The organism is Bauldia litoralis, from assembly GCF_900104485.1.
Classification (GTDB): domain Bacteria; phylum Pseudomonadota; class Alphaproteobacteria; order Rhizobiales; family Kaistiaceae; genus Bauldia; species Bauldia litoralis.
On record NZ_FMXQ01000003.1, the window covers coordinates 395,928 to 421,868 of the forward strand.

Genomic DNA, 25,941 nt, shown 5'->3' on the forward strand with positions numbered 1-25,941 from the left:
GATGACCGGCCTGTTCAGCGAGATCTTCCTCAGCGCGCTCCTCTTCGGGGCGGTGACGGCCGCCGTTCCGCTCCTGTTGGCCGGCCTCGGCGAGCAGATGTCGGAGAAGGCCGGCGTCCTCAATATCGGCATCGAGGGGATGATGATCGCCGGCGCCTATGTCGGATTTCTTGTCGCCTTCATGTCGGAATCCCTGTGGCTCGGATTCCTCGGCGGTGCGGTCGCCGGCATGGCCGTTTCCTCCATCATGGTGCTGCTTTGCGTGCGGCTCGGGCTCAACCAGATCGTCATCGGCATCGGGCTGACGCTGGGTCTCGAGGGCCTGACCGCGCTGCTGCACCACTTTCAGTTCTCGCGGACCTATCCGCGGCTGCCCGCCGCCGACGTGCTGGCGATCCCGGGGCTTGCCGACATTCCGGTTCTCGGGCCCGCGCTGTTCCAGCACAACCTCCTGGTCTACCTGTCGGTGGCGCTGGTCTTCGTCATGGGCTTCATCTACCGGCGTACCCAGCTTGGCCTCAACCTGCAGGCGGCCGGCGACAAGCCGTCGGCGCTCGACATCGCCGGGGTCGACGTGGTGACGACGCGCACTGTCGCCGTCCTGACCACCGGCGCGCTCGCCGGTCTCGGCGGCGCCTATCTTGCCAATGTCGGGGCCGGCATCTTCGTGCCCTTCATCACCAATGGCGCCGGGTTCCTCGGCATCGTCCTGGCGATGCTGGCGCGTGGCCGACCGTTGTGGGTGCTGTTCGGCGCGCTGCTCTTCGGCATCAGCCTTTCGCTGACCACGGCGCTGCAGGTGGCGGGCATCAACATCCCCACCGACGTGATCCAGATGATCCCGTTCCTAGCGGTGATGGTGATGCTGGTGATCTTCGGTCGCAAGTCGAGCCTGCCGGCGGCGCTCGGCCTTCCCTACGAGCGGGGATCGCGGTGATACGTTTTGGAACGGAACCGGCGGCGACACGCCGCTGACGCGCAGACACGGGAGCAAGCAATGTCGGATACGAAGGTCTATCTCCTCGACGGTGGCTCACTGATTCTCGACGGCTACCACGTCTTCTGGAATCGCGGACCGGGCGGCGAGATCCGGTTCCCGGTCTACTCGATCCTGATCGAGCATGCCGAGGGTCGGTTCCTGATCGACACCGGCTACGACTACGACCACGTGATGAAGGTGCTGCCCTTCGAGAAGCCGCAGCAGACCAAGGAGCAGACGATCCCCGGCGCGCTTGGCCTGCTCGGGCTCGAGCCGAAGGATGTCGGCGTGGTCTTCAACTCCCATTTTCATTTCGACCACTGCGGCGGCAACAAGTATTTCCCCCATGCCAAGAAGATCTGCCACAAGCTGGAAGTGCCGCAGACCTGCAAGCCCGAGCCATTCGAGATGCTGGGCTATTCGGATGTCAGCTTTTCGGCCGAGGCGGCCGAGGCGCGCGGCATGACCGACCAGCTTCTGGAAGGCACGACCCGCGCCAATTCGACCTTCGAGGGAATCGAGGGGGACATCGAACTGGCCAAGGGAGTGAAGCTGTTCTTCACGCCGGGCCACTCGATCGGTCACTACAGCCTGCTGGTCGAGTTCGGGACGCGGGCCCCGATCCTCTTCACCATCGATGCGGCCTATACGCAGAAGAGCCTGGAGACGCTCTGCCAGGCGTCCTTTCATATCGACCCGGTGGCGGGGGTGGCGTCGATGCGCCGGGTCAAGCAACTGGCCGAGGACCACGAGGCGGAGCTGATGTTCTCCCACGACATGGAGAATTTCAAGACCTACAAGACCGGCACCCAGTTCTACGGCTGACCGGAACGCGGAGGAACGACCGATGCGCTATGCACTCGATGCCGATCCCGTCATCACGCTGACCTCGGGGCCGGTCAACGCCTATCCGGATGTCCTGCGGGCGTTGGCGCGCACGGTTCTTTACGACTACGACCCGGCCTTCCAGCTCCATTACGAGCAGGTGATCGGCAAGATGCAGACGGCGATGCGGACGTCGAACCGTCCGGTCATCCTGCATGGCGAGCCGGTGCTCGGACTCGAGGCGGCGGCGGCCTCGCTGATCACCGCCGACGATACTGTGCTCAACCTGGCGTCGGGCGTCTACGGCAAGGGGTTCGGCTACTGGGCAGCGCGCTATTCACCCAACCAGCTCGAGATCGAGGTTCCCTACAACCAGGCGATCGACCCGCAGCAGGTCGCCGACATGCTGAAGGCCAATCCGGCCATTTCGGTTGTCGCCGTCTGCCATCACGACACGCCGTCGGGGACCATCAACCCGATCGACGAGATAGGCGCCATCGTCGCCGACCATGGCGCCTACCTGATCGTCGACGCGGTGTCCTCCTTCGGCGGGATGAAGACCCACCCGGAGGATTGCAAGGCCGACATCTACGTCACCGGCCCGAACAAATGCCTCGGCGCGCCGCCGGCCCTGACCATGCTCGGCGTCAGCGAACGGGCGTGGCAGAAGATGAAGGACAATCCGGCCGCGCCGCGCGCCTCGATGCTCAGCATCCTCGACTGGGAGAATGCCTGGTCGCGCGACGAGGCCTTTCCCTTCACGCCGTCGGTGGCCGAGGTCAACGGTCTCGACGTCGCGCTCGACCTCTACCTTGCCGAGGGACCGGAGGCCGTCTGGGCGCGCCACGCGCTGACCGCCGCGGCGACGCGGGCCGGCATCCTGGCGATGGGCCTCGACCTGTGGGCGGCGGACGCGGCCATCGCCTCGCCGACGACGACCGCGGTGCGGACGCCGGAGGGCATCGATGAAGCGAAGCTGCGCGCGACGGTCCGCGAACGCTATGGCGTGGTGATGTCGTCCGGGCGCGGCGAAACGCTCGGCAAGCTCACGCGGATCGGCCACATGGGCCCGACGGCGCAGCCGATCTATGCGATCGCCGCGCTGACCGCCTTTGGCGGCGCTCTCCAGGCGCTCGGCCATCCCGCGCCGGTCGGCAAGGCGATCGACGCGGCGCTCGCGGTCATCGACGCCGCCGCCTGACACCAGAACCCAAAGCCACAAGAGGGATAACCAGCATGAGCCGTCTCGCAGGAAAAACCGCCTTGGTCACCGGGGCAGCCCAGGGCATCGGCAAGGCCATCGCCAGGCGGCTTGTGGCCGATGGCGCGACCGTCATCGTCAGCGACATCAACGCCGAGGGCGGCACGGCCGCGGCGGCCGATATCGGCAACGGGGCGATTGCGATCGCCGCCGACGTCTCGAGCCCGGACTCGGTGGCGGCGCTCTTCGAGGAAATCGACGCGAAGACCGGCGGCATCGACACGCTGGTCAACAATGCCAGCATCGTGCCCTTCATCGCCTGGGACGATGTCGACCTCGATCACTGGCAGAAGATCCTCTCGGTCAACCTGACCGGGACCTTCATCGTCACCCGCGCCGCGACCGACCGTATGCGGGCGCGGAAGGCGCCCGGCCGGGTGATCAACATCTCGTCCAACACCTTCTTCGCCGGGACGCCGAACATGGCCGCCTACGTCGCCGCGAAAGGCGGCGTCATCGGCTTCACCCGGGCGCTCGCCACCGAACTCGGCCAGTTCGACATCACCGTCAACGCGCTGACCCCGGGCCTGATCGAGAGCGAGGGCGTCAAGGACAGCCCGCACAACAACGCCTTCGAATTCGTCGAGATGCTCCAGGCGAAGAAGGGCAAGGGCCAGCCCGAGCATATCGCCGACGTGGTCGCCTTCCTCGCCTCCGAGGACGCGCGCTGGATCACCGGCCAGACGCTCAATGTCGACGCCGGCATGGTCCGGAACTGACGCCTAGATCTGGGCCGCGTAGCCGCCGTCGACGGGGATGGCGGTGCCGGTGACGAAGTCCGAGGCGCGGCTCGCCAGATAGACCGCCGTGCCGGCGAGGTCGGCCGGGACGCCCCAGCGGTCGGCGGGCGTGCGCTCGGTGATCTTGGCGAACATCTGCGGCGAGGACGAACGGCCCTCGCGCGTCAGGTCGGTATCGATGAAGCCGGGCAGGATGGCATTGACCTGGATGTTGTCGCCGGCCCAGGCGACGGCCAGCGACTTGGTCAACTGGACGACGCCGCCCTTGCTGGCGGCATAGGGCGCGATGACCCCGCCGCCGAAGAGCGACGACATCGAGCCGATGGTGATGATCTTGCCGCCGCCGGCTTGCCGGAAGGCGGGCAGCACCGCCGTCGCGCAGGTGAAGGTGCCGGTCAGGTTGATGTCGATGATCTTGTGCCATTCGGCGAGCGAATAGGTTTCCGGCGGCTTGCGGATGTTGATCCCGGCATTGGCGACGAGGATGTCGATCCGTCCGAGCCGCCGGCTGACGGCTTCGGTCATGGCGGCGACCGATGCCTCGTCGACGACGTCGACCTCGACGGCCATGGCGCTGGCGCCGAGGGCTTCGAGCTCGGCGACCGCGGCGGCGTTCTTGGTCGCATCCCGCCCGGCCACGGCGACCGCCGCGCCGGCGGCTGCCAGGCCCTTGGCGATGCCGAGGCCGATGCCGCCGTTTCCGCCGGTGACGATCGCAGCCCGGCCCGACAGGTCAAACAGACCGCTCATAATTCTTCCCCCGGGTGTTCGTTGCGGCGTCGCTCGCCGCGATCAGGCTTTGGCTGCCTGCCGCACCGCCGCGATCTCGCCACGCATCTTCTCGGCCTCCGTCGGCTCCAGCGCGCCAAAGGCGAAGGTGGTGTGAAATTCGGCGTCCGGTTCCAGCGTCAGGACGTTGCCCTTGGCCTTCTCCGCCACATAGCCATCCGCCCCGGCAGTCGCGGGCAGGAAGACGCCGACGGCGTCCTGGTCGCCGGTACGGGTCATCCAGCGGACCCCCTTGCCAAGTTCGCCGGGCCGGTGGCTGACGAAATCCGCCGAGCCGTCGGGGTGGGCCTGCATGCTGTGCGCCCAGCCGGCCTCGTCCGACGGGTAGACCAGCGACATCACCAGTTCGGGATCGATCGGCCGGCCGGCCTTCATGGTGCGGTGGACCGCCGGATCGCGCTGCACGTCCTCCAGCAGCCGGACATGGGCTTCCTTCGGCTTGAATTGCGAAGGGAGGGTCGTGCGGAAAAGGATGTGGTCGAGATCGTCGGGAACGGCATCGACCAGCGTTGCGCCGTCGACCGGGCGGAAGTTGATATGCGCCAGGTACATCAGGTCCATCGGCGTGTGCTTGAGGTTGCGGATGGTGAGGTCCATGACGACGCGGCTTGCCCCGGCCGAGAGCCGCACGGTCGGCCGGGCGATGTAATTGTGGGTGAAGGCGACCGTGTGCTGGTAGCTGCCGGTCATCGCCATATAGGCGCCGTCGTCATCCTCGCCGATCAGCAGCTCGACATCGCGGAACGGGGCGTTCGGCAATTCGCCATGGAGCGGGTGGGTGTCTTCGGGCCCCGGGTTGCCCATCGCGGTGGCGCCGCAATGCAGGAAGAAGCCGCCGTAGTTGCTCAGATAGTCGAGGGTGGCAACCGGCTCGGTGAACATCGACCGCATGGTCAGGGTCCGCCCGTGGAAGACCGCGTCCCAGATCTGCTGCCCCTGGAACGGCAGGAGGTCGATATGGCCGACCTCGTTGGCGATGCGCAGGCCAGCGACGCCGCTGCCATAGAGGAAGGTCGAGGCGGTCATGCCGCCCGCCCGGGCAAGGACATGCTCGGCCTCGGCAAAATGCGCGGGGCGCAGGGAAATGGCGACGGTTTCACGCGACATGGGGTTCTCGTCCGGATTGGCTGGATGTGCCGGGGGGATCCCGCGGCACGGAAATGGGCCGGACAGTGTTGCTCAATCCCGCGCCAAAGGCCAGCGCGGCGACAGGGTCCGTACGGCCGGTTCAGGGGCGCAAGATCGCTCAGCGCGGGCCGGCCGCAACGGGGCTTCCGGGAGGTCGGGAAAATCGCTACCATCCCGGGCAGACAGAAGTGTGTCGGGACGCCCGACCAAACGTCATAAAGTGTCGCTAGGGTCCGTCGCGGCATGCGCGACCGCGCAAGCATCTGCACACGAAAACAGTTAGACCACGCCGATCGAGCGACAATTCGGCGGCTAACGAACAGGAGAGATCGACATGAAACGGACACGCTCCAGCTTCCTTGCGACGGTCACCGCCGCATCGGCCTTGTTGATTGCGCTTGGCGGCGCCCAGGCCGAGGAATTGCGGCTTCTGACCTGGGGCGGCTACGCGCCCGACGACGTTGTGGCGATGTTCGAGGAAGAGACCGGAATCGATGTCCAGGTCACGCTGTCGAACAACGAAGAGATGATCGCCAAGCTGCGGGCAACCGATGGCGGCGGCTTCGATCTCGCCCAGCCGAGCCAGGACCGGATCGCCGGCGCCCAGGAAGAATACGGCATCTACAAGCCGATGGACGTCTCCAAGATCAACGGCGACCTGTTCATCGCCTCGATGCTGGAAGGCACCAAGAAGAACACCGCCTATGACGGCGAGGTCTATGGCGTGCCGCATGTCTGGGGCACCAGCGGGCTGGTGGTGGACACCAAGAAAGCACCCGAGGTGAAGGACTATGTCGACCTGTGCAGCGACGCGGTCGCCGGCAAGGTCTCCTACCGGCTGAAGCGGCCGACGCTGATCGGCTTCGCCTTCTCGATGGGGATGGATCCCTTCGCCGCCTATGGCGATACGGCCGCCTACCAGACGATGATGGAAAAGGTCGGCGAGAAGCTGATCGAGTGCAAGCCCAACGTGAAGGCCTACTGGACCGGTGGCGACGCGCTGATCAACCTGCTGCGCTCCGGCGAGGTCGTTGCGGCGATGGCCTGGGACACCGGCGGCTGGAAGCTCAACGAAGAGAATCCCGACATCACCTTCGTCGCCCCGGCTTCGGGTGCGCTCGGTTGGATCGATACCTTCGTCCTGCCGGCCAAGACCCAGAACGAAGAGGCCGCCTACAAGTGGATCAACTTCGTCATGCAGCCGGAGATCGCCGCCAAGATCACCGCCTCGGCCGGCAACTTCACCGCCTCCAAGGGTGCTGACGCCTTTGCCGAGGAAGCGCTGAAGACGCGGTTCCAGGGCAGCTTCCCGCAGGAAGCCATCGACAACATCAAGTGGTATCCGCCGGTTCCGGCCGGCCTCGAGGACATCGAGGGCAAGATCCTCGATCGCGTCCAGGCCTCGTAAGCGGCTGACAGACACGACTGCGCCCGGCACGCCAGACGGCGGCCGGGCGCATCTCCTTTTCCAGCGACACCCGGTCCCGCGATGACGCCTGAATCCCCGGTGGCCTACGATCTCGAGTGCCGGTCGCTGACCAAGTCCTTTGACGATTTCGTCGCCGTGCAGAGTATCGACCTGGCCATTCCCGCCGGGTCCTTCTTCTCGATCCTCGGACCGTCCGGCTGCGGCAAGACCACCCTGCTCAGGATGATGGCCGGCTTCGTCCGGCCGACCTCCGGCGACATCCTCATTAAAGGACGCTCGGTGCTCGACGTGCCGCCCAACAAGCGGCCGGTGAACATGGTGTTCCAGCACCTGGCGCTGTTCCCGATGATGTCGGTGGCCGAGAATATCGGCTACGGGTTGCGGCGGCGCGGCGTGCCGCGCGAGGACATCGCCAGGCGCGTTGAGGAGGCGCTGGTGCGCGTCGGCCTGCCGGGCTCAGGCGGCAAGCGGATCTCCCAGATATCCGGCGGCCAGAAGCAGCGCGTCGCCATCGCCCGCTGCCTCGTTCTCGATCCGGATGTGCTGCTGCTCGACGAGCCGCTGGGCGCGCTCGACCTCAAGCTGCGCGAGCACATGAAGGTGGAGCTCAAGAAGCTCCAGCACGAATTCGGCACGACCTTTGTCTACATCACCCACGACCAGTCCGAGGCGCTGGTCATGTCGGATCGCGTGGCGGTGATGAATGCCGGGCGGTTCGAGCAGGTCGGCACGGCGCAGGATCTCTACTACCGGCCGGCGACGGCCTTCGTCGCGGCCTTTGTCGGCGAGAGCAACAAGTGGCGCGGCAAGGTCGAGACCGCCGATGCCGGTCGGTTGACGGTGCTGACCGAGGACGGGGTGCGGATTGCCGGCAGCGGCGAGGCAGCTCTCGCAGCGGGCGCGACGGTCGACGTCTTCGTTCGCCCCGAGGCGGTCGCCCTGTCGCGCGACGCGGCGGGGATCGCGTCCATGGCCAACCGGATGGACGGCGCGGTGGCGAGCGTGCTGTTCAACGGCGCGGCGAGCCGCGTCCTGATCAAGGCCGGGGCGGCCCAGGCCGAGATCGACGTGGCGCTGCCGCAGACCGGCGAGTTCAACGACCTTGCGCCCGGCCAGCCGATCCATTTCGGCTGGAGCGACGCGCAGACCACCTGCTTCCGGGCGGGCTGAGACGATGTCGCGCCGCCTCGGCTTCTACCTCCTGCTGGCGCCGCTGGTGGTGTGGCTCGGCGCGCTGCTGATCATCCCGCATATCGAGCTGCTGCTCACCTCGCTGCAGGTCAAGGTCAAGCCGCGGGTCTACGAGTTCGGCTTCGGCAATTACGCCGCCTTCTTCACCGAGCCGCTCTACTGGAACACCTTCGCCCGCACCGCGCTGATGTCGATCGCCGCGACGGCGCTGACGCTGATCGTCGGCTTTCCGATCTCCTATTACATCGCCAAGCTGGCGCGCGGCCGGTCGCGGGCCATCCTCTTCGTCCTCTGCCTGTTGCCCTTCTGGGTGTCGGAGCTGGTCCGGACCTTCGGCTGGATGATCCTGCTGCGGGAAACCGGCGTGGTCAGCAACACGCTGCAATGGCTCGGCCTGTCGAGCGGGCCGATCGAGTTCCTCTACAACGACGCGGCAATCATGGTCGGGCTGGTCTACACCTCGATGCTGTTCATGGTGGTGCCGCTGGTGACGACGCTCGAAAGCCTCGACGACAGCTATATCGAGGCCGGCTACGACCTCGGCGGCAACGGCTTCGCGGTGATGCGGGAGATCGTCATTCCGCATGCGATGCCGGGCATCGTCACCGGCTGCATCGTCGTCTTCATGCTGTCGCTCGGCAATTACCTGACGCCGATCCTGCTCGGCGGCAAGGACAGCCTGTGGTTCACCGAGCAGATCTATGCGCAGTTCATCACCCGCTTCAACTGGGAGCAGGGCTCGGCCTTCGGCTTCCTGCTGCTCGTCCTGTCGTCGCTGATCGTCTGGGCCGGGCTCAAGCTGACCGGCCAGACACTCGGCCAGACCGTCGGGCGGGGATAGGGCGCGATGATCCCCTCCATTCCCCAGAACCCGTTCCTCCGCAACGCCTACCGGGCCTATGTCGGGCTGTTCTTCATCTACCTCGCAGCGCCGCTGATTGTCGTCTCGGTCTTCGCCTTCAACGACTCGCTGTTTCCGTCGCTGCCGTGGAAGGGCTTCACCTGGGACTGGTTCTTCGGCGATACCGACCCGCGGATCGGGCTGTTCCACGACAGGTCGCTCCTCAACGCGATCGGCGTGTCGGTCTTTGTCGCCTTTTCGGTGACGATCCTGTCGGTGGCGGTCGGCACGACAAATGCCTTCCTGTTCGAGCGCGAGAAATTCCGCTTCCGGAACTTCGCCTATGTGCTGATGCTGACGCCGCTGGTCGTGCCGGGCATAATCCTAGGCATCTCGATCCTGATCATGACCAATGGCGTCGCCAACCGCGCCTACGATGCCTTCGGCGTCGAGGTCGACCTGTTGCGGCCGGGGTTGCCGCTGGTGGTGCTCGGCCAGTTCTCCTTCATCGCGACGATCACCACGCTGGTCATCTCGGCGCGGCTGCGCAAGTTCGATGTCGAGCTCGAGGAGGCGGCGCTCAATCTCGGCGCGACACGCTGGGTCGCGGTGCGGACGATCACGCTGCCCTATCTAGCCCCGGCGATGATCGGCGCCGGCATCGTCGCATTCCTGATGAGCTTCGAGAATTTCAACACGACGCTGATGCTGGTCGGGTCGGATGCGCCGCTGACGATCGCGCTGTTCGACCGGCTTAAGGAAGGCTCGACGCCGGTGCTTAACGCAATCTCGCTGATGCTGATGATCGTCTCGGCATTGCTGGCGCTCGGCGCGATCAGCCTGCAGCGGGGCAAGTCCGCCTAGCGCGGCGCGCTCAGGCCTCGTTGCGCTCGAACGCCGAATGGGCGCGGGCGAAGCGATCCATGTAGTCGACCGTGTAGGCAGCGTAGTCGAAGTCGATGGTCGAGTAGAGTTCCGACACCATGCTCCACATCGCCTCGCGCAGCAGCGAGGCGCATTTCATCGCCCGGTAGCTTCGCCAGAGATGGTCGTCCGGCTTGCGGCCGAAATAGGTGGCCAGCATCCAGTCTTCCTGCGCGTCGTCGAGTTCGTTGTTGGCGGCAAGGTTGGCGAGGTCGAAGAGCGGCGAGTTGAAGCCGCCATAGTCCCAGTCGATCAGCCAGATGCGCTCGCCGTCATCGACGAAGTTGCCGGGCAGGAGGTCGTTGTGCCCGAAGACAAGGTCGATCGGCCCGACGGCGAATTCGAGCGCCGTGGCGACGTCCAGCATCTCGGCCAGGCGGGGCGCGTAGCGGCTGCCGTCGTCTTCCAGCGTATGGGCATAATCGCGGATCGCGTGGAAGACCGAGAAGGCCAGCAGCGGGCCGCGCAGGTAGCGCGGCATGTCGAGATGGACGCGCTTGATCAGCGCCAGGATGCGGCGGAGACGGGCCGTTTCGCGAACATCGGCGGCCGTGCAGGTATGCCCGTCGATGAAGTGCATCACGAGGATGCCGGGCTCGGTATAGACCACGGCGGGCGAAATCCCGGCCGCATGGGCCGCCTTGTTCGCCGCCCGCTCGTTGAAGCGCATGATCTGGTGGACGGGCATGTCGTCGCCGACCCGCACGACATAGCGCTCGCCGGCGTCCTCGACGACGAAATTGACGTTGGTGATGCCGCCCTCCAGGCGAACCGGCTCAACCGGCCCCTTCCAGATGGAGAGCCCGGCGGCCCGCGCCTTCGACAGCGTGTCTCGATCGTCTGGTTTCATGCGAATGCCGCCCTCGGGAGAGAATTGACCCTTTCGCACCGCGCCTTGTCAACGCGGAATGAGGCATACGAGCCCGCTTGACGACGACGGGCCGCGATCCGCTCAATGGGGCTTTTCAGCGATCGCGCTTGTCGATACCGGAGTATGGTGTCGACCGGCCGGTCGGGACGATCCGGTTTCGCAGGGCGGCAGAATCAGAAGGGCAATCGCGGATGTCGGCACTGGCAGATTCGCACTTTCATCTCTTCGGGCGTGGGTTTCCCGGAAGCGATGGCCAGCCGGTGCTCGGCGCGCGGTCGGAAGTCGAGACCTACGAGGCCTACCGGCGCGACCATGCGATCGTCGGTGGACTGGTGATCGGCTACGAAGGCGGCGGCATCGATCCCGACAACAACCGGTATATCCGTGCGCTGGCCAGAAGCCGCCCGTGGATGGCGACGCTCGCCTATGTCGACATCAACGATGGCGCGACCTCCGAAAATGTGCGGCATCTGCTCGGCGAGGGACATCTCGGCATCGTCGGCTATGCGCCGGACCGTCAGGCGGCCGAGACGATCGCGGCGTGGCCCGAGGCGACGTGGCGGATCCTCGACGACCGGGGCGCGATCATCTCCATCAACGCGACGCCCGAAGCGATGCCGGCCCTGGCCGGTGTCGTGTCGCGATACGCTCGTTGCCGTTTCCTCTTCGCCCATGTCGGCCTGCCGGGACGGTATGCGGAAACGCCAGGCGCGGCCGAAGCGGAAGCCCGCATTTCCGGGCTTCTTGGCATGGCGGACGCGGGCAATGTCTTGGTCAAGATCTCGGGGCTCTACGCGATCAGCGATCCGGCCTCCGCCCATCCGCACGAGGCGGCAGCGCCGTTCGTCAAGGCGGTCCTCGACCGGTTCGGGCCGGAACGCTGCTTGTGGGCCTCCGACTTCAGTCCGGCGCTGGAGTTCCTGCCCTTTGAGCAGACCGTCGACAATCCCTGGCTCGACGACCTGGCGCCGGAAGACCGCGACCGGGTTATGGGCGGCAACCTCCTTGCCTTGCTGCGCGGTCGTGGCTGGACGGGCGCGGCCGGCTGAAGCCTGCCCGCGGCCGGGCAGACCGATCTAGCGGGTGCCGCGCGGCAAACGGTTGGGTTCGATGGTCTTGCCCATGCGGCCGATCAGCGCCAGCGACGCTTCGTTGATCTCGGCGAGAATCTCCGGCTCGTCGAGGTCGACGAACCGGCCGTCCTCCAGCACAACCCTGCCATCGACGATCACCGTGTGGACCGACTTTGACCGCGACGAATAGAACAGGTTGCGGATCATGTTGGTGGTCGGGATCATCTCCGGCCGATCGAGCGTGTGAATGACGATATCGGCGCGCTTGCCGACCTCGATCGAGCCGATCCGGTCCTCCATGCCGCAGGCATGGGCGCCGGCCCGCGTTGCCATGGCCAATCCGTCCTCGGCGATCAGGTAGCCGCGATCGCCATGGGAATCGCGCGCCGAGAGCACGGCGAGACTGGCCTGGCGCCAGATATCGAAGTCGTTCGACCAGTTGGCCGAATCCGAGCCAAGCGCGATGTTGGCGCCGCGCCGCCAGAGTTCGGCGTGACGGCCGTGGATGCTGCCGCCATGGCCCCACATCATCGACGCGGCCGGCGCCCAGGCGAGGCTCGGCCCGGTTTCGAGGATCGCCTCGCATTCCGCGTCGGTCAGGTGGTTGGCATGGCCGAAAACGACGTTGCGGTCGAGGAAGCCGATCTCCTTGAGGTGAACCAGCGGGTCGACCCCGCCGTAGCGCTGGCGATCGGCCTCGGTATCGGCCGGGCTGTAGGACTGGTGGAGGTTGAGGACGACGCCAGCGGCATCGGCCTTTTCCTTGGCCACCATCATCAGACGCTCACTGGCGGTGCCGAGGCCGAGGATAACGACGTGACCGGTGACCAGTGCGTCGGGATCGTCATTGCGATGCAGCTCGCCGCCCATCCGGGACACCGCCTCGTCATATGTCCGTGGCGCCCGGGACAGCGTCGGGCGGGCCTTCGCCGCCGCGTCGCAGCCGGCGCAACCGGTTTCCAGCATGCCCTGTGACATGCCTTGCGGCTGGTCCCAGATGAAGGCATCCCCGATCACCGCCCGGATGCCGACACGCTCCGCCGCGCGGGCCGCGGCCGACGGCTCGAGCACGGTTCCCGCCTCGAGGAAACACGTCGTGCCGTTGCGGATCATCTCCATCGAGGCGAGCACGACGGCGAGATACTCCTCCTCGTCATTGACCGTGTTGAAGAAGACGCTCTCGAAACTGTTGAAGGCGTCGACCTCGGCAAGCTGGTCGGGCATGGCGCCGCGAAACGACTGGAAGGACGCGTGCATGTGGCACTCGACGAAGCCCGGGTGGACCGGCGCGCGCTTCGCATCAATGACACGGTCGCCGGCAAACCGGGCTTCAATCGCCTCGTCCGTATCGACCGCGACGATGCGGCCGCCGTCGATGGCAATCGCACCGTCCTCGATGATCCGGTCGGCGCCGTCCATGGTGATCACATAGGCGTTGCGGATCACCATCGCGACCTGCCGTGGCCGGCCAGTGCTCCGATTGTCGGTGTTCATCTTTCCGCTCCTTCCCAGACGGTTGCGGCGTCCGGCGCCCAGGTCAGCCGGACCTTGTCGCCGATCTCGAGGCCGGCGGCTTCTTCATCGCGGAGGTCGGCCCAGACCAGCGTCCCGTCGCCGATCACCGCGCCAATACGAATGCTGTTGCCGAGGTAGACGATCTCGCTCAGCGTCGCCGGGACGCCGCCAACCGCCGCTTCGCCGGTGGCGATCCGCACGGCTTCGGGCCGAACCGACAGCGTCGCGGCCGCGCCGATGGCCAAGGGCGCCGCGGCAAGCCCCTCGACGGGATCGTCGGCGCCGACGGCGACCGTGACAGCGGTGCCGGCGACGGCGGTCGTCTTGCCGGGCAGCAGGTTGGTCTGGCCGATGAAGCTGGAGGCGAAGATCGACGCCGGCCGCTTGTAGATCTCGCGCGGCGTGCCGACCTGGACGATCTTGCCGCGATCCATGATGGCGATGCGATCGGACATGACCAGCGCCTCCGTCTGGTCGTGGGTGACGAAGACGAAAGTTGCGCCGAGCCTCTTCTGGATGCCGCGCAGTTCGAGCTGCATCTCCTGGCGAAGCTTCTGGTCGAGGGCGGAGAGCGGCTCGTCGAGGAGGAGGACGCTGGGTTCGGCGGCAAGCGCGCGGGCGAGCGCGACGCGCTGCACCTGGCCGCCGCTCAGCTCGGTCGGTCCCCGCGTGGCGAAGCCATCGAGCCGGACGAGCGCCAGCATCTCCTCGACCTTCGCGGCGATCCGCGTCCGCGACCAGTTCCGCAGCTTGAGGCTGTAGGCAATGTTGTCGAAGACGTTGAGATGCGGGAAGAGGGCGCCCTGCTGGAAGACGATGTTGGTCGGCCGGCGGTGCGGCGGCCAGTCGGTAATATCCCGGCCGGAAATCATTACCCGCCCACTCGACGGCGACTCGAAGCCGGCGACGATGCGCAGCAGGGTCGATTTTCCGCAGCCGCTGGCGCCGAGCAGCGACACGAACTCGCCGGCCGCGACCGTGAAATCCACCTGCTCCAGCGCAACGGTGTCGCCGAAACGCTTCTGGACGCCGACGACCTCGACGGTTCCGGTCGTCATCGGCGTCGCCTCCCGTAGAGGCTGGAGCCGATGACCAGGGCGACCATGGTGATCATCAGGACGGAGGCGACGGCGTTGATCGACGGGTCGATGCCGCGACGCATCAGCCCCCACACCAGGACGGGAAGCGTCTGCTGGCTACCGATGTTGAACCAGGTGACGACAAATTCGTCGAGTGACAGCGCCGCCGCGAGCAGGCCCGCTCCCAGGATCGAAGGCCGGATCAGCGGAAAGGTGATGTCGCGGAAGGCGCGAAATGGCGATGCGCCGAGATCGCGGGCGGCTTCCAGCACCGAAAAGTCGAAGGTCTCGAGGCGTGCATTCATGGTGAGGATGACGAAGGGGAGGCAGACGAGAATGTGGCCGAAGGCAGCGTTGCGCAGGCTCTGATGCAGGCCGAGCGCGCTGAAGAAGACGGCCAGCGAGATGCCGATCACCAGCAGGGGAACCACCGCCGGCAGCAGACTGGCGCCGAGCAGGGCGCCGCGCAGGCGGGCTCGTTTCATCTTGACGATACCGAAGGCGAAGGCGGCGCCGAGCGTGCCGCAGCCGACCGCCGAAACCACGGCGAGGATCAGGCTGTTGCGCACCGCCACCCCCATCAGAGGGTTGTCGAAGGCATTGCGGTACCAGTCGAGCGTCAGGCCTTCGATCGGCAGGCTGAGCCGGGGCGAGTCGGCGAAGGAAAACAGGACGATGACCACGACCGGCGCGTAAAGCAGGAGCAGGACGGCGGCGAGATAGCCGATGGCGAAGACCCCCGGGCGGTTGGCTCTCACCATGTCGTCACCCACCGGATGGCGCGGATGACGGCAAAGTAGATAACCAGAACCAGAGCCATGGTGACGAAGGCCAGCGCCCCGCCGAGCGGCCAGTTCGAGCCGATGCCGCGGAACTGGTCGGCGATGACGTTGCCGATCATGATTCCCTGGGTCCCGCCGACCAGCGAGGGCGTGACGAAATCGCCGGCGGCGAGCAGGAAGGAAAAGGCGAAAGCGGTCCGAATGCCGGGCAGCGCCATCGGTACCAGGATGGTGCGGACCAGGTGGGTGCGCTTCGAGCCGAGGTCGCGGGCAACCTCCAGATGGTCGCGGGAGATGTTGGCCATCGAGGAATAGATCGGCAGCACGGCAAGGGGGATCAGCAATCCGGTCAGCGTGATGATGGTGGCGAAGTTGCTGTAGATCAGGAATTCCAGCGGCTGGTCGATGATGCCGAGCCACTCGAGCGTCGAGTTGAGCAGGCCCTGCTTGCCGAGAATCGTCCGCCACGCATAGATCCGGACGAGATAGCCGCTGAACAGGGAGATCAGCGCGAGCTGGAGGATGAGCTGCGCCCAGCGCTCGAAAACGAAGCGCATCAGGTAGGACAGGGTGAAGGCAATCGGCACGACGATCAGCGAGGTGATCAGGCCGATCGCCACGGTCCGCACGAGAAGCGCATGATACAGCGGCGATGTCGCGATCTTCTCGTAATTGACCAGCGAGACATCGGGGACGAGATCGAATCCCTTGGCGCGCCAGAAGCTCAACACGAAGAGACTGGCCATCGGTATGGCGAAGAAGACGGCGTAATAGGCGCCGGCCGGAAGCAGCGGCCTTGCCGCCGCCCCGAGCCGAAGCCGTCGCCCGTCGAGGCGGACTCCCAACGATGGAGTCGTCATGGAGTCCGCCATGATGCCCGGTCGATCTCAGGAGAGCTTGAAGGCCTGCCAGGCTTCGACCCAGGCCGAGGCCGGAACAATGTCAGCATCCGCCTCCTGCGGCGGGAAGACGACCTGGGTGCCCAGCAGCCCGCCGTCCGCCTGACGAACGATATCATAGGGGTAGATGCTGGTGAGTTCAGCCGGCATCAACGGCATCGCAGCCTCGACGGTGCAGCCCGAGCCGAGTTCGGTGGCGATCGCCGCGTTGGCCTCCGCCGAGGTCATGAAGTCGATGAAGGCGTAGGCGTTGTCCGGGTTCGGCGCGTCGAGCGCAATGGCATAGGCGTCCTCCCAGTAATAGGTGCCGTCGACGGCCGGCGTGCCGACGACCAGGGTGACGCCCTTCTCCTTGGCGATCTGCGTCTGGTAGGCCCAGCCGGCGAGACCCATCGACGCGTCGCCGCGGACCATCACGTCGGCCATGTCGGCGAAGGAGGCGGCGATGGTGACAATGTTGGGTTTCACGCTCAAGAGCGCGTCGATCGCGGCCTGGAGCTGGTCCGCGGTCAGCTTGCTCGGATCCTCGGCGCCGATCGACTTGGCGAAGACCCAGATATTGCCGAAGGGGTCGTCGGTCATGACGAGTTCGCCCTTGTATTTCGGGTCGGCGAAATCGGTGTATTTGGGCGGGACGCCATCCCACTTGTCGGGATTGTAGACGCAGGGCTCGTCGCCCCAGATCAGCGGAATGCCGTAGGTCTGGCCGCCCTTGGTCAGCCAGGAGGCATCCTTGAAGGCAGGGAAGAGGCCGGCGGCGTTGGGGATGCGCGACATGTCCAGCGGCGCGAACAGCTCGGTCCCGGACTCGAGAATGGCGCGCTGGAAATCCTTGTTCGGCGTCATGAGGTCGATGGTGCCGCGTCCGCCGGTGTTGAAGCGGGTCAGGGCTTCGTCGCCGGAAACCTGGAACGACGCCTGCAGCTGAATGCCATTGTCGTCCAGGAAGGTCTTGGCCACATTGGCGCCGTGCTCGCCGTCCCAGCCGAAATAGTTCAGCGGGCCACCGAGTTCGGCCGCGGAAGCGGAGCGGGGCGAGCCGAGGACCGTCACGGCGGTGAGGGCGGCTGAACCCTGCAGAAAGCGGCGGCGGCTGAAACTGGCATTGAGCTTCTGGTCCAAGAGGCCTTTGACAACGTCCCTCACGGCGATCTCCTTGTTGACTGGAAGGTTGGGCGCCGGCCTTTTCGCGGGCGCTTCCGGCTGTTCATTTTCAATGACTTGAAGGTGCCGATGCCGAGCGTCGTCGGGCAGGCATCCGGACGAGAACCCGATGGGATGGAGCGCAGCCGCCTTGTCTTGTCGTCATTGTGCCGTTGCCTCCGCCTTCCCAAGATACTAACTTACTGGTAAGTCAGTATCGAGTCAACGCGGCGACCGCCCGATGCGCGGGCAATGGTTTGCCTTTCACGCGCTAATCTGCGCGGAAATCAGGCAATCCGGGTGGGGCCGCCGCAGCGAATCCGGTACCGTGGGCGGTGATGAAAACGGCGGAACCTCATGCGCAACCGGATCAAGACCCTGGCCCTGGACCTGCTGATCCAGCACGGATACCGCGGGGTGAGCTTTGGCGATCTGGCGACCGCTCTCGATACGACGCGCGCCAATATTCACTATCACTTCGGCAACAAGCAATCGCTGGTCGAGGAAGTGCTGATCGACTACATCGATGAAACGAAGAAGGTGATGGAGACGGTCTGGAACGATCCGGACATGCCGTTCATCGAAAAGATCGAACGAAATGTCGCCTTCAGCCGCAAGCGCTACCTCAAATACAATCGTCCGAACAAGGAGGGGCGTCCCTGGAGCCTCATTGCCCGCATGCGCCAGGACAGCAACGTATTGACGCAGAAGAGCCACGATGCGTTACAGGATTTTGCCGCGCATCTTCATGCTTCAATTGGTCATGCACTCGAGACCGCGATCGAGCGCAAGGAATTCTCAAGATCGATGCCGGTTGACGACGTCGCGTTGCAGCTTTTCAGCATCGCCAACAGCGCCGCCCCGATCACCCAGGATTCCGGCAATTTCGATCGGCTGGAGCAACTTTATCTCGGCTTTGCCCGGATCGTCGGGCGGGCTTTCGGGACACGGGAAACGGGGCCGGACGGCGCCGGGCGGTAGGCCGGACGCTCGCAGGGCAGGGACGAGACGCCGGGAAACGGTGCCGTCCCGGTGCGACGGGATTCGAACTCAGCCTTCGGCTGGAATCACCTCGTCAGTCGCCGGCTTTTCCGCCACCGGCTCCTTGCGGCCGGTGGTCATCGCCCGCAGTCGGGCGAAGAGGACGAACAGCGCCGGGATGAAGATGATGCCGACGACCGTCGCGGCCAGCATGCCGCCGAGCACGGTGACGCCGACCGAGCGGCGACTGCCGGCACCGGCGCCGCTGGCGAGCGCCAGGGGCAGGACGCCGAGGATGAAGGAGAAGGCGGTCATCATCACGGCGCGGAAGCGGAGCCGGGCGGCTTCCTCGGCGGCTTCGGCGAAGGGCTTGCCGGAATCCGACAGGCTCTTGGCGAACTCGACGATGAGGATGGCGTTCTTCGCCGCCAGGCCGATCAGCAGCACCAGGCCGACCTGGGCATAGACATTCAGCGCGACGCCGAAGATGGCCAGCACCCCGAAGGCGCCGAAGGCGGCGAAGACCACCGACAGCATCACCGGCAGCGGCGTCGTCCAGCTCTCATACTGGGCGACGAGGAACAGATAGGCGAAGAGGATCGACAGGAGCATGATCAGTGAACCGGCGGCGCCGGCCTTGATCTCCTCCAGCGTCATGCCGGTCCATTCATAGGTGAAGCCCTGCGGCAGGGCGGTGGCGGCGATGGATTCCATCGCGGCAATCGCCTGGCCCGAACTCTTGTCGGCGGCCGCGTCGCCGTTGACCGTGGCGGAGCGGTAGAGGTTGTAGCGCTCGATGGTCTCCGGCCCGAAGATCGGGGTGACGGTGACCAGCGAATTCATCGGCACCATGGCGCCGTCGCGGTTGCGGACGAAGAGATCGCCGATCTGCTCCGGCGTGGCGCGGCGGTCCGCCTCGGCCTGAACGAAGACCCGGTACAGACGACCGAACTTGTTGAAGTCGTTGACGTAATACGAGCCGAAATTGGCGGCCAGCACCTGGAAGACGGCGCCGACATCGACGCCGCGGGTCTTGGCGATCTCACGGTCGAGATCGATGAAATACTGCGGCGCGTTGGCCTGGAAGGTGCTGAACACGCGGCTGAGATCGGGGTTGCCGTTGGCCTCGATGATGACGCTGTTGACCGCCCCGGCAAGGTCGGCTGGCGGCCGGCCCTCGGTGTCCTGGAGGACAAATTCGAAACCGCCGGTGGCGCCGAGGCCGGGAATCGGCGGCGGGTTGAACGGGCGCACGGTGGCATCGGGCATGGCCAGCAGCTTCGGCGCGGCGCTCATCAGGATGCCGCGCAGGCCGGTCTCGGGCGTGGTGCGTTCGTCCCACGGCTCGAGGATGGCGATGGCGAAGGCCGAGTTGGGGGAGACCGCACCCGACAGGATGCTGTAGCCGCCGACCGAGAGGACATTGGCGACCCCGGGGGTGGCGCTGAGGATCTCCTCGACTTCGGCGATCACCGCCGAGGTGCGCGACAGGGCGGCGCCGTCGGGGAGCTTGATGTCGACGAAGAAGGCGCCGCGATCCTCCGGCGGCAGGAAGCCGGTCGGGATCGAGGAAGCAAGCCAGCCGGTGGCGACGGCGAAACCGAGGAATGCGACGACGGTGACAACCGTCGCCCGCAGCAGGCGGCGGACGATCCTGATGTAGCCGTTTCGGCTGACATCGAGGCCCTTCTCGAACCATGCCAGCGGCCCGCGCCTGGCCGCCTTGCTCGGGCGCAGGATGGTGGCGCAGAGGGCGGGGCTGAGGGTCAGGGCGTTGATCGAGGAGAAGCCGACGGCGAAGGCGATGGTCGCAGCGAACTGGACGAAGAGGCGGCCGGTGAGGCCCGGGGTGAAGGCGATCGGGACGAAGACCGCCAGCAGCACCAGCGTGGTGGCGATCACCGGGCCGGTGACCTCCGCCATCGCCTTGCGGGTCGCGGCCTTCGGGTCGAGTCCGTCGTCCATGTGGCGCTGGACATTCTCGACGACGATGATCGCGTCGTCGACGACGATGCCGATCGCCAGGATGAGGCCGAACAGGCTGACAGTGTTGATGGTGAAGCCGAGGACGGCCAGGGCGGCGAAGGTGGTGATCAGCGATACCGGGATGGCGATCGCCGGGATCAGCGTCGAGCGCCAGTCCTGAAGGAAGACGAAGACGACGAGGACGACGAGCACCAGCGCCTGGAACAGGGTGACGACAACCTCCTCGATCGAGCTCTCGACGTAGAGGGTCGTGTCGTAGGTGATGTCGTAGGCGAGATCGGTGGGGAAGCGGTCGGCGAGTTCGTCCATCCGCGCCCGCACGCCCTTGGCGACATCGAGGGCATTGGCGTCGGGGAGCTGGTAGATGGCGATCAGGGCGGCCGGCGAACCGTCGAGCTGGCCAAACCAGCTGTAGGTGGCGGCGCCGAGTTCGACGCGGGCGACATCGGACAGCCGGATGATCGTGCCGTCCTGGCTGGCGCGGATGATGATATTCTCGAATTCGGCCGCGTCGGTGAGCCGGCCCTTGGCCTGCAACGGGTACTGGAACTGCTGGCCGGTCGGCGACGGCTCGGCGCCGATGGCGCCGGGAGAGACCTGGATGTTCTGGTCCTGGATCGCCTGGATGACGTCCGAGGCGGTCAGGCCGAGGCTGGTCAGGCGATCGGGCTCGAGCCAGATCCGCATGCCGTAGTCGCGGGCGCCGAGGATCGACACCGAGGCAACGCCGGGGACGCGGGCGAGATTGTCGCTGACATTGATGCTGGCGTAATTGCTGAGGAAGACGTCGTCATAGGTGTTGTTCGGCGAGAAGACCGACAGCACCATCAGCATCGAGGTCGACTGCTTGTTGACGACGACGCCCTGGCGATTGACTTCCTCGGGCAGCCGCGAAGTGGTCGTCGCGACCCGGTTCTGGACGTTGACCTGGGCCTGGTCGGCATCGGTGCCGACCTCGAAGGTGACCGTCAGGCTGTAGCTGCCGTCGTTCGAGCTCTTGGAGGACATGTAGCTCATGCCCTCGACGCCATTGACCTCCGGCTCGATCACCGCGGCGACGGTCTGCTCGACGACCTCGGCATTGGCGCCGGGATAGGTAGCCGTCACCTGGACCTGCGGCGGCGTCAGTTCCGGGAATTCGGCTATCGGCAGGGACAGCATCGACAGAAGCCCGGCAATCACCATGACGATGGCGATGACGAAGGCGAATTTCGGCCGATCGATGAAGAAGGCGCTCATCGTCAGTCACCCGCCGCTGGCGTGCTGGCGGCGACGGCCGTGACCTCTCCGCCCGGCCTGACCTTCTGGATTCCGTCGATGATGATCAGTTCGCCCTCGGTCAGTCCCTCAAGCACGACGATGTCGGTGCCGCTGCGATCCCCGGTCACGATCTGGCGCAGCTCGACCTTGGAGTCTTCGTCGACGACGAGGACGAAGGCGCCGCTCTGGTTCAACTGCACCGCGACCTGCGGAATAAGGATCTGCTCGGTGGGCTCCGTGCTGGTCAGGATGACGTTGACGAACAGGCCGGGAACCAGGATGCGGTCCGGATTGGCGAAGTCGATATAGACGCGCACCGTGCCGGTGCTCGGATCGACCTGGTTGTCGGCAAAAGCGACGGTGCCGTCCTCGGAGAAGACTTCGCCATTGGCGAGGCGGATGCGCGGCACGAGGTCGGGTATGTCCCCGGCCTCGATCATGCCCATGACGGTCAGGTACTGTCGCTCGGCCAGCGAGAAGCCGACGCGGATGGGGTCGAGGTCGATGACCGTCGCCAGGATGCCGCTGTCCGGCCCGATCAGGTTGCCGATATCGACGGCGCTGCGGCCGACCCGGCCATCAATGGGGGAGCGGATTTCGGTATAGCCAAGGTTCAGCTTCGCCGTGGCGAGGTCGGCCTCCGCCGAGGCCACGTCCGCCTTGGCCTTGGCCTGCCCGGCAATCGCCTCGTCGAGATTGGCCTGGGTCAACGTATCCTTTTCGGCCAGCACGCGGGTCCGCTCAAGCTTCGCGTCGGCCTCGATGAAGACGGCCTGGGCGCGCTCGACGCCGGCGGTCGCGGCCGAAACCTTGGCGTCGAACTCGGCCGGGTCGATCTTGAACAGCAGGCTGTCCTTGGCGATCTGCTCGCCTTCCTTGAAGTCTTCGGCGATCAGATAGCCGGTGACCCGGGCGCGGATGTCGACGGTGTGAAATGCCTCGGTCTTGCCGACGAATTCCTGGGACCGGGAGAAATCCTGGAGCGTGACCGGGACGACCGTCACGGCCGGCGGCGGCGTGGCCGACGCGACGGGCGCGGCGCCGTCGCCGCAGCCGGCCAACAGGCCGGCAACCGAGACCAAGACGACGACCGCAACCGATCTCGACACATTCACAGGCGCCATGCCCCATCCCCTTCCACAGCGTCTTGCCCGGGCAAATCGGCCCCGGCTGCTTCGTGCCGCCAAGGTGCCGGGCCGGGCGCGGATAAGCAAGCACTCGCTGCATCGGCGTTTGCAAACATGAGGGGCGGGGCTCGAGGTCGCCGAACCGGTGAAAACCCGGACCGTAGCCGCCACCCGCAACCCCCTCGGAATCGCCTGTCAGGCAGGCTCCAGGATCGTGTGCTTCAGGATGTTCTCAAGCGTCGCGTCGAGGTGGTCGCGCATCGCCCGGGCGGCTTTCCTGGAATCGTGCTTCTCGAGGGCAGCCAGGATTGCCTTGTGCTGGTTGAGGGTCAGCTTTCCCTGCCCGGGCTTCGGCAAGACGAGCAGGCGCCCGCGATCGATCTGGGCCTTGCAGATGTCGACCGTCCGCCAGAGCATGTGCAACTGGTTGATATCGGCGATGTAGCGATGGAAGGCATCGTCGCTTTCGATGGCGTCGATGAAGCGTTCCTCGGCGAGCAGATCCTCGTGCCGCTGGATGATGCTCCGCAGGTTCCGGGCATGAACGTCGTTCATCCGCTTGGCCGCGCGCGTAACGCTTTCCACTTCAAGGGCGGAGCGGATGACGAAGGCTTCCTCGATCGCTTCGCGCCCGATCTGCGCCACGAAGGTGCCGCTCTGGGCAAAGACCTCGACCAGCCCCTCGTCGCTCAGCCGCTTGACCGCCTCGCGCACCGGCGTTCGGGAAACGCCGAGGCGATCGGCGATGGCGATTTCGTTGATCGGTTCGCCCGGCTTCAGTGCGCCGGTGATGATCAGGCGGCGGACCAGCGTGTAGATCTGCCCGCGCAAGGACAAGGCGCGATCGATCATCGTTCCGCTGAGGGCGAAATAGGTGTCGTCGCGCCGTTCGTGTCCCGCCCTGCGAGGGGCCGGTTCGCGCGTCGTCGCCTTCATCTGGGCTACCCTGCTCATGCCTTTTAACATGTCAGTTCAAATGTGAATTAACAAGCCGGATTACCTTCCGGAAACGGCAAAACGGTTCGCTTGATTGAACTGTTATATTAGTGTTATGCGGACTGACGGACGTTGTCGAGTGCGACCAGAACGCGGTGGGAGGCCCGCGCTGCACCGTCAACGCGTATCACCCCCATTCGGATTCGACTGCTGCCCCCGGCCGACCGGCCGGCGCGGCCCATCCAGGAAGCGGACATGTCAAAATACAAGGTTGCATTGGTCGGGTGCGGCAAGCGCGGCGGCTATCACGCCGAGGGCTTCAACGCCAACAGCGATCGGTTCGAACTCGCCGCGGTGTGCGACGTCGACGCCGGGAAGCTCAAGGACTTTGCCGCGCAATACAACATTCCGAAGACCTATGGCGACGCGGAAGAGATGCTGGCGGCGGAGCGTCCCGACGTCTTCTGCTTCGCGACCCTGCCGGGCATCCGACTGCCGCTGATCGAACTCGGGGTCAAATACGCGACCCGGGCGATCGCCTACGAAAAGCCGATCGCCCAGGAGCTTTCGGAGGCGCGCAAGATCCACGACCTGTGCAAGGCGTCGGGGCTCAAGGTGATCGTCTCGCACCAGCAGAAATACGGGCCGCACTGGCAGAAAACCAAGGAAATCGTCGATTCCGGCGATATCGGCGAGGTCCAGCGCATCCACGCGACGGCGCGGTCCTGGATCAGCCAGCTCGGCACCCACCTGATGGACTACATGCTGTGGTTCAACAACCGCAGCCCGATCGAATGGGTGGTCGGCCAGAATATCGGCACCCAGATGCTCGGCGATTCGCATCCGTCGCCGGACTTCACGCTCGGCGCGATCCAGTATGCCAATGGCGTTCGCGGCATCATCGAATGCGGCGCCCATGCGCCGCGGATGAACCCGGGCGACAATGCGCTACTGTCGCTGCCGTTCTGGACGGACAGCTCGGTGACCGTCTACGGCACCCACGGCTATACGCAGGTGGTCAGCGGCAATGGCTGGCGGGCGATGACAAAGTCCAGCAAGGGCGAGCTGCTGAGCGGCGGCGGGCATTTCGACCCGTCCTACGAGCAGAAGCCCTATCTCAAGGATCTGGCGGACTGGCTGGACGGCAAGATCGCCACCCATCCCTGCGATGGCGACATCAGCTATCACGGCTTCGAGGGCGCGATGGCGCTGTTCCTCAGCAGCCTCGAATCGCGGCGCGTGACCCTGCCGCTCGAGACCATTCCGGACGACTCGCTGATCCAGCGCTTCCGGGACACCCTTCCCGTCAGCGAGGAGTATCGGGGACAATGATCAGGTTAGGCGGCTACGGGGTTCCCGTCGATTCCGAGGATCCGGCCGAGATTGCCCGCGCCCACACCGCGTTCGGCTATCGCGCCGGCTATTGCCCGGCGGTCGACCTTGCCGACACCGACCGGCTGAAGGCCATCGTCAAGGCCTTCGCCGACGAGGACATCCAAATCGCCGAAGTGGCGGCGTGGAGCAATGTCAGCGCGCCGGAGCCGGAAAAGCGCCGCGCCAACCGGGCGCATGCGATCGACCGGCTGGCGGTGGCCGAGGAGGTCGGGGCATGCTGCGCCGTGACCTATATCGGCACGCTCGCCGAGGATTCCGAATACGGCCCGCATCCCGACAATCTCGCCCAGGCCGGTTTCGACGTGTTCGTCGAGACCGCCCGCATGATCATCGACGCGGTCAAGCCGAAGCGTACGAAGCTGGCCTTCGAGATGATGCAGTGGACCCTGCCGGACAGCCCGGAGAACCTGGTCGAGCTGATCGCGGCGATCGACCGGCCGGCCTTCGCCGCCCATCTCGACCCGACCAACCTCGTCGTCTCGCCGCGGCTTTACTACAACACCGGCGAACTGATCCGGCGCTGCTTCAGGCTGCTCGGTCCACACATCGTCAGCGCCCATGCCAAGGACCTGACGATGGGCGGCGAGCTGTCGCTGCATCTCAGCGAGGTGCTGCCCGGCACCGGCGGGCTCGACTACGCGACGTATCTCAGCGAGCTCGACAAGCTCGACGCGCCGGTGCCGCTGCTGCTCGAACATCTGGAGTTCGAGCAATATCCGGCAGCGCGGGATAACGTGAAACGAATCGGAGCGGGCCTCGGCATCGACATCTAGGGTGGTCGCCGCGA

23 protein-coding genes are annotated in these 25,941 nt (G+C 65.8%); 12 read left to right on the forward strand and 11 right to left on the reverse strand.

The window, feature by feature from the left end; genetic code table 11:
- Position 1 precedes the first annotated feature (1 nt).
- The 4 genes from BLT60_RS09230 to pldH are packed head-to-tail and all read left to right on the forward strand — an operon-like array spanning position 2 to position 3,784.
- The gene (locus BLT60_RS09230) at positions 2 to 937 is read left to right on the forward strand and encodes a putative B6 ABC transporter permease subunit 1 (RefSeq protein ID WP_090876125.1); all 936 of its coding nucleotides are present in this window, start codon (positions 2 to 4) and stop codon (positions 935 to 937) included.
- A gap of 60 nt (positions 938 to 997) precedes the next feature.
- Positions 998 to 1,804, forward strand: coding sequence for a 4-pyridoxolactonase (gene pldA, locus BLT60_RS09235; protein WP_090876126.1), 807 nt, complete (start codon positions 998 to 1,000; stop codon positions 1,802 to 1,804).
- 22 nt (positions 1,805 to 1,826) lie between these two features.
- Positions 1,827 to 3,005, forward strand: a complete 1,179-nt coding sequence (gene ppaT, locus BLT60_RS09240) for a pyridoxamine--pyruvate transaminase (RefSeq protein ID WP_090876127.1) — start codon at positions 1,827 to 1,829, stop codon at positions 3,003 to 3,005.
- A 35-nt stretch (positions 3,006 to 3,040) separates the two neighbouring features.
- Positions 3,041 to 3,784, forward strand: a complete 744-nt coding sequence (pldH, locus tag BLT60_RS09245; RefSeq protein WP_090876128.1) for a pyridoxal 4-dehydrogenase, SDR-type — start codon at positions 3,041 to 3,043, stop codon at positions 3,782 to 3,784.
- Positions 3,785 to 3,787: 3 nt separating this feature from the next.
- Here the strand turns inward: pldH and BLT60_RS09250 are convergent, their stop codons facing one another.
- Complete coding sequence (locus tag BLT60_RS09250; protein ID WP_210185588.1) at positions 3,788 to 4,558, reverse strand: glucose 1-dehydrogenase; 771 nt, start codon at positions 4,556 to 4,558, stop codon at positions 3,788 to 3,790.
- A 39-nt stretch (positions 4,559 to 4,597) separates the two neighbouring features.
- Complete coding sequence (locus BLT60_RS09255) at positions 4,598 to 5,701, reverse strand: DUF4432 family protein (RefSeq protein ID WP_090876130.1); 1,104 nt, start codon at positions 5,699 to 5,701, stop codon at positions 4,598 to 4,600.
- Between the two features lie 355 nt (positions 5,702 to 6,056).
- Between BLT60_RS09255 and BLT60_RS09260 the strand changes: the two genes are divergently transcribed.
- From BLT60_RS09260 to BLT60_RS09275, 4 genes are all read left to right on the forward strand, one after another.
- Positions 6,057 to 7,130, forward strand: coding sequence for an extracellular solute-binding protein (locus tag BLT60_RS09260; protein ID WP_090876131.1), 1,074 nt, complete (start codon positions 6,057 to 6,059; stop codon positions 7,128 to 7,130).
- A gap of 81 nt (positions 7,131 to 7,211) precedes the next feature.
- Complete coding sequence (locus tag BLT60_RS09265) at positions 7,212 to 8,321, forward strand: ABC transporter ATP-binding protein (protein ID WP_090876132.1); 1,110 nt, start codon at positions 7,212 to 7,214, stop codon at positions 8,319 to 8,321.
- 4 nt (positions 8,322 to 8,325) lie between these two features.
- Positions 8,326 to 9,183 (forward strand): ABC transporter permease, encoded by an 858-nt coding sequence (locus BLT60_RS09270; RefSeq protein WP_090876133.1) that lies wholly within the window; start codon positions 8,326 to 8,328, stop codon positions 9,181 to 9,183.
- A gap of 6 nt (positions 9,184 to 9,189) precedes the next feature.
- A complete protein-coding gene (locus tag BLT60_RS09275; protein WP_090876134.1) occupies positions 9,190 to 10,047 on the forward strand; it encodes an ABC transporter permease in 858 nt (285 codons plus the stop codon).
- 10 nt (positions 10,048 to 10,057) lie between these two features.
- Here the strand turns inward: BLT60_RS09275 and BLT60_RS09280 are convergent, their stop codons facing one another.
- The gene (locus tag BLT60_RS09280) at positions 10,058 to 10,957 is read right to left on the reverse strand and encodes a choline kinase family protein (protein WP_090876135.1); all 900 of its coding nucleotides are present in this window, start codon (positions 10,955 to 10,957) and stop codon (positions 10,058 to 10,060) included.
- Between the two features lie 212 nt (positions 10,958 to 11,169).
- On the opposite strand from BLT60_RS09280, the gene BLT60_RS09285 reads away from it, so the two are divergent.
- Complete coding sequence (locus BLT60_RS09285; RefSeq protein WP_090876136.1) at positions 11,170 to 12,027, forward strand: amidohydrolase family protein; 858 nt, start codon at positions 11,170 to 11,172, stop codon at positions 12,025 to 12,027.
- A gap of 27 nt (positions 12,028 to 12,054) precedes the next feature.
- Here the strand turns inward: BLT60_RS09285 and BLT60_RS09290 are convergent, their stop codons facing one another.
- The 5 genes from BLT60_RS09290 to BLT60_RS09310 are packed head-to-tail and all read right to left on the reverse strand — an operon-like array spanning position 12,055 to position 17,472.
- Entirely contained in the window at positions 12,055 to 13,545 is a 1,491-nt protein-coding gene (locus BLT60_RS09290; RefSeq protein ID WP_090876137.1) for an amidohydrolase family protein, read from the reverse strand.
- The gene (locus tag BLT60_RS09295; RefSeq protein ID WP_090876138.1) at positions 13,542 to 14,624 is read right to left on the reverse strand and encodes an ABC transporter ATP-binding protein; all 1,083 of its coding nucleotides are present in this window, start codon (positions 14,622 to 14,624) and stop codon (positions 13,542 to 13,544) included. The genes BLT60_RS09290 and BLT60_RS09295 overlap by 4 nt, the downstream gene beginning before the upstream one ends.
- Complete coding sequence (locus BLT60_RS09300; protein ID WP_090876139.1) at positions 14,621 to 15,406, reverse strand: ABC transporter permease; 786 nt, start codon at positions 15,404 to 15,406, stop codon at positions 14,621 to 14,623. Before BLT60_RS09300 ends, BLT60_RS09295 begins: the two co-directional genes overlap by 4 nt.
- Complete coding sequence (locus BLT60_RS09305; RefSeq protein ID WP_175478361.1) at positions 15,400 to 16,287, reverse strand: ABC transporter permease; 888 nt, start codon at positions 16,285 to 16,287, stop codon at positions 15,400 to 15,402. The genes BLT60_RS09300 and BLT60_RS09305 overlap by 7 nt, the downstream gene beginning before the upstream one ends.
- Before the next feature lie 27 nt (positions 16,288 to 16,314).
- A complete protein-coding gene (locus BLT60_RS09310) occupies positions 16,315 to 17,472 on the reverse strand; it encodes an ABC transporter substrate-binding protein (protein ID WP_139167789.1) in 1,158 nt (385 codons plus the stop codon).
- A gap of 354 nt (positions 17,473 to 17,826) precedes the next feature.
- Between BLT60_RS09310 and BLT60_RS09315 the strand changes: the two genes are divergently transcribed.
- On the forward strand, positions 17,827 to 18,450 hold the full coding sequence (locus tag BLT60_RS09315) for a TetR/AcrR family transcriptional regulator (RefSeq protein WP_090876142.1): 624 nt from the start codon (positions 17,827 to 17,829) through the stop codon (positions 18,448 to 18,450).
- Positions 18,451 to 18,519: 69 nt separating this feature from the next.
- On the opposite strand, the gene BLT60_RS09320 is transcribed toward BLT60_RS09315, so the two are convergent.
- From BLT60_RS09320 to BLT60_RS09330, 3 genes are all read right to left on the reverse strand, one after another.
- A complete protein-coding gene (locus BLT60_RS09320) occupies positions 18,520 to 21,675 on the reverse strand; it encodes an efflux RND transporter permease subunit (RefSeq protein ID WP_090876143.1) in 3,156 nt (1,051 codons plus the stop codon).
- Positions 21,676 to 21,677: 2 nt separating this feature from the next.
- Entirely contained in the window at positions 21,678 to 22,820 is a 1,143-nt protein-coding gene (locus BLT60_RS09325; protein WP_090876144.1) for an efflux RND transporter periplasmic adaptor subunit, read from the reverse strand.
- A 198-nt stretch (positions 22,821 to 23,018) separates the two neighbouring features.
- On the reverse strand, positions 23,019 to 23,777 hold the full coding sequence (locus tag BLT60_RS09330) for a GntR family transcriptional regulator (protein WP_244521197.1): 759 nt from the start codon (positions 23,775 to 23,777) through the stop codon (positions 23,019 to 23,021).
- 237 nt (positions 23,778 to 24,014) lie between these two features.
- On the opposite strand from BLT60_RS09330, the gene BLT60_RS09335 reads away from it, so the two are divergent.
- Both BLT60_RS09335 and BLT60_RS24320 read left to right on the forward strand, forming a co-directional pair.
- Positions 24,015 to 25,091, forward strand: a complete 1,077-nt coding sequence (locus BLT60_RS09335; RefSeq protein ID WP_090876145.1) for a Gfo/Idh/MocA family protein — start codon at positions 24,015 to 24,017, stop codon at positions 25,089 to 25,091.
- A complete protein-coding gene (locus tag BLT60_RS24320; protein ID WP_175478362.1) occupies positions 25,088 to 25,927 on the forward strand; it encodes a sugar phosphate isomerase/epimerase family protein in 840 nt (279 codons plus the stop codon). The genes BLT60_RS09335 and BLT60_RS24320 overlap by 4 nt, the downstream gene beginning before the upstream one ends.
- The last annotated feature ends 14 nt before the right edge of the window (positions 25,928 to 25,941 follow it).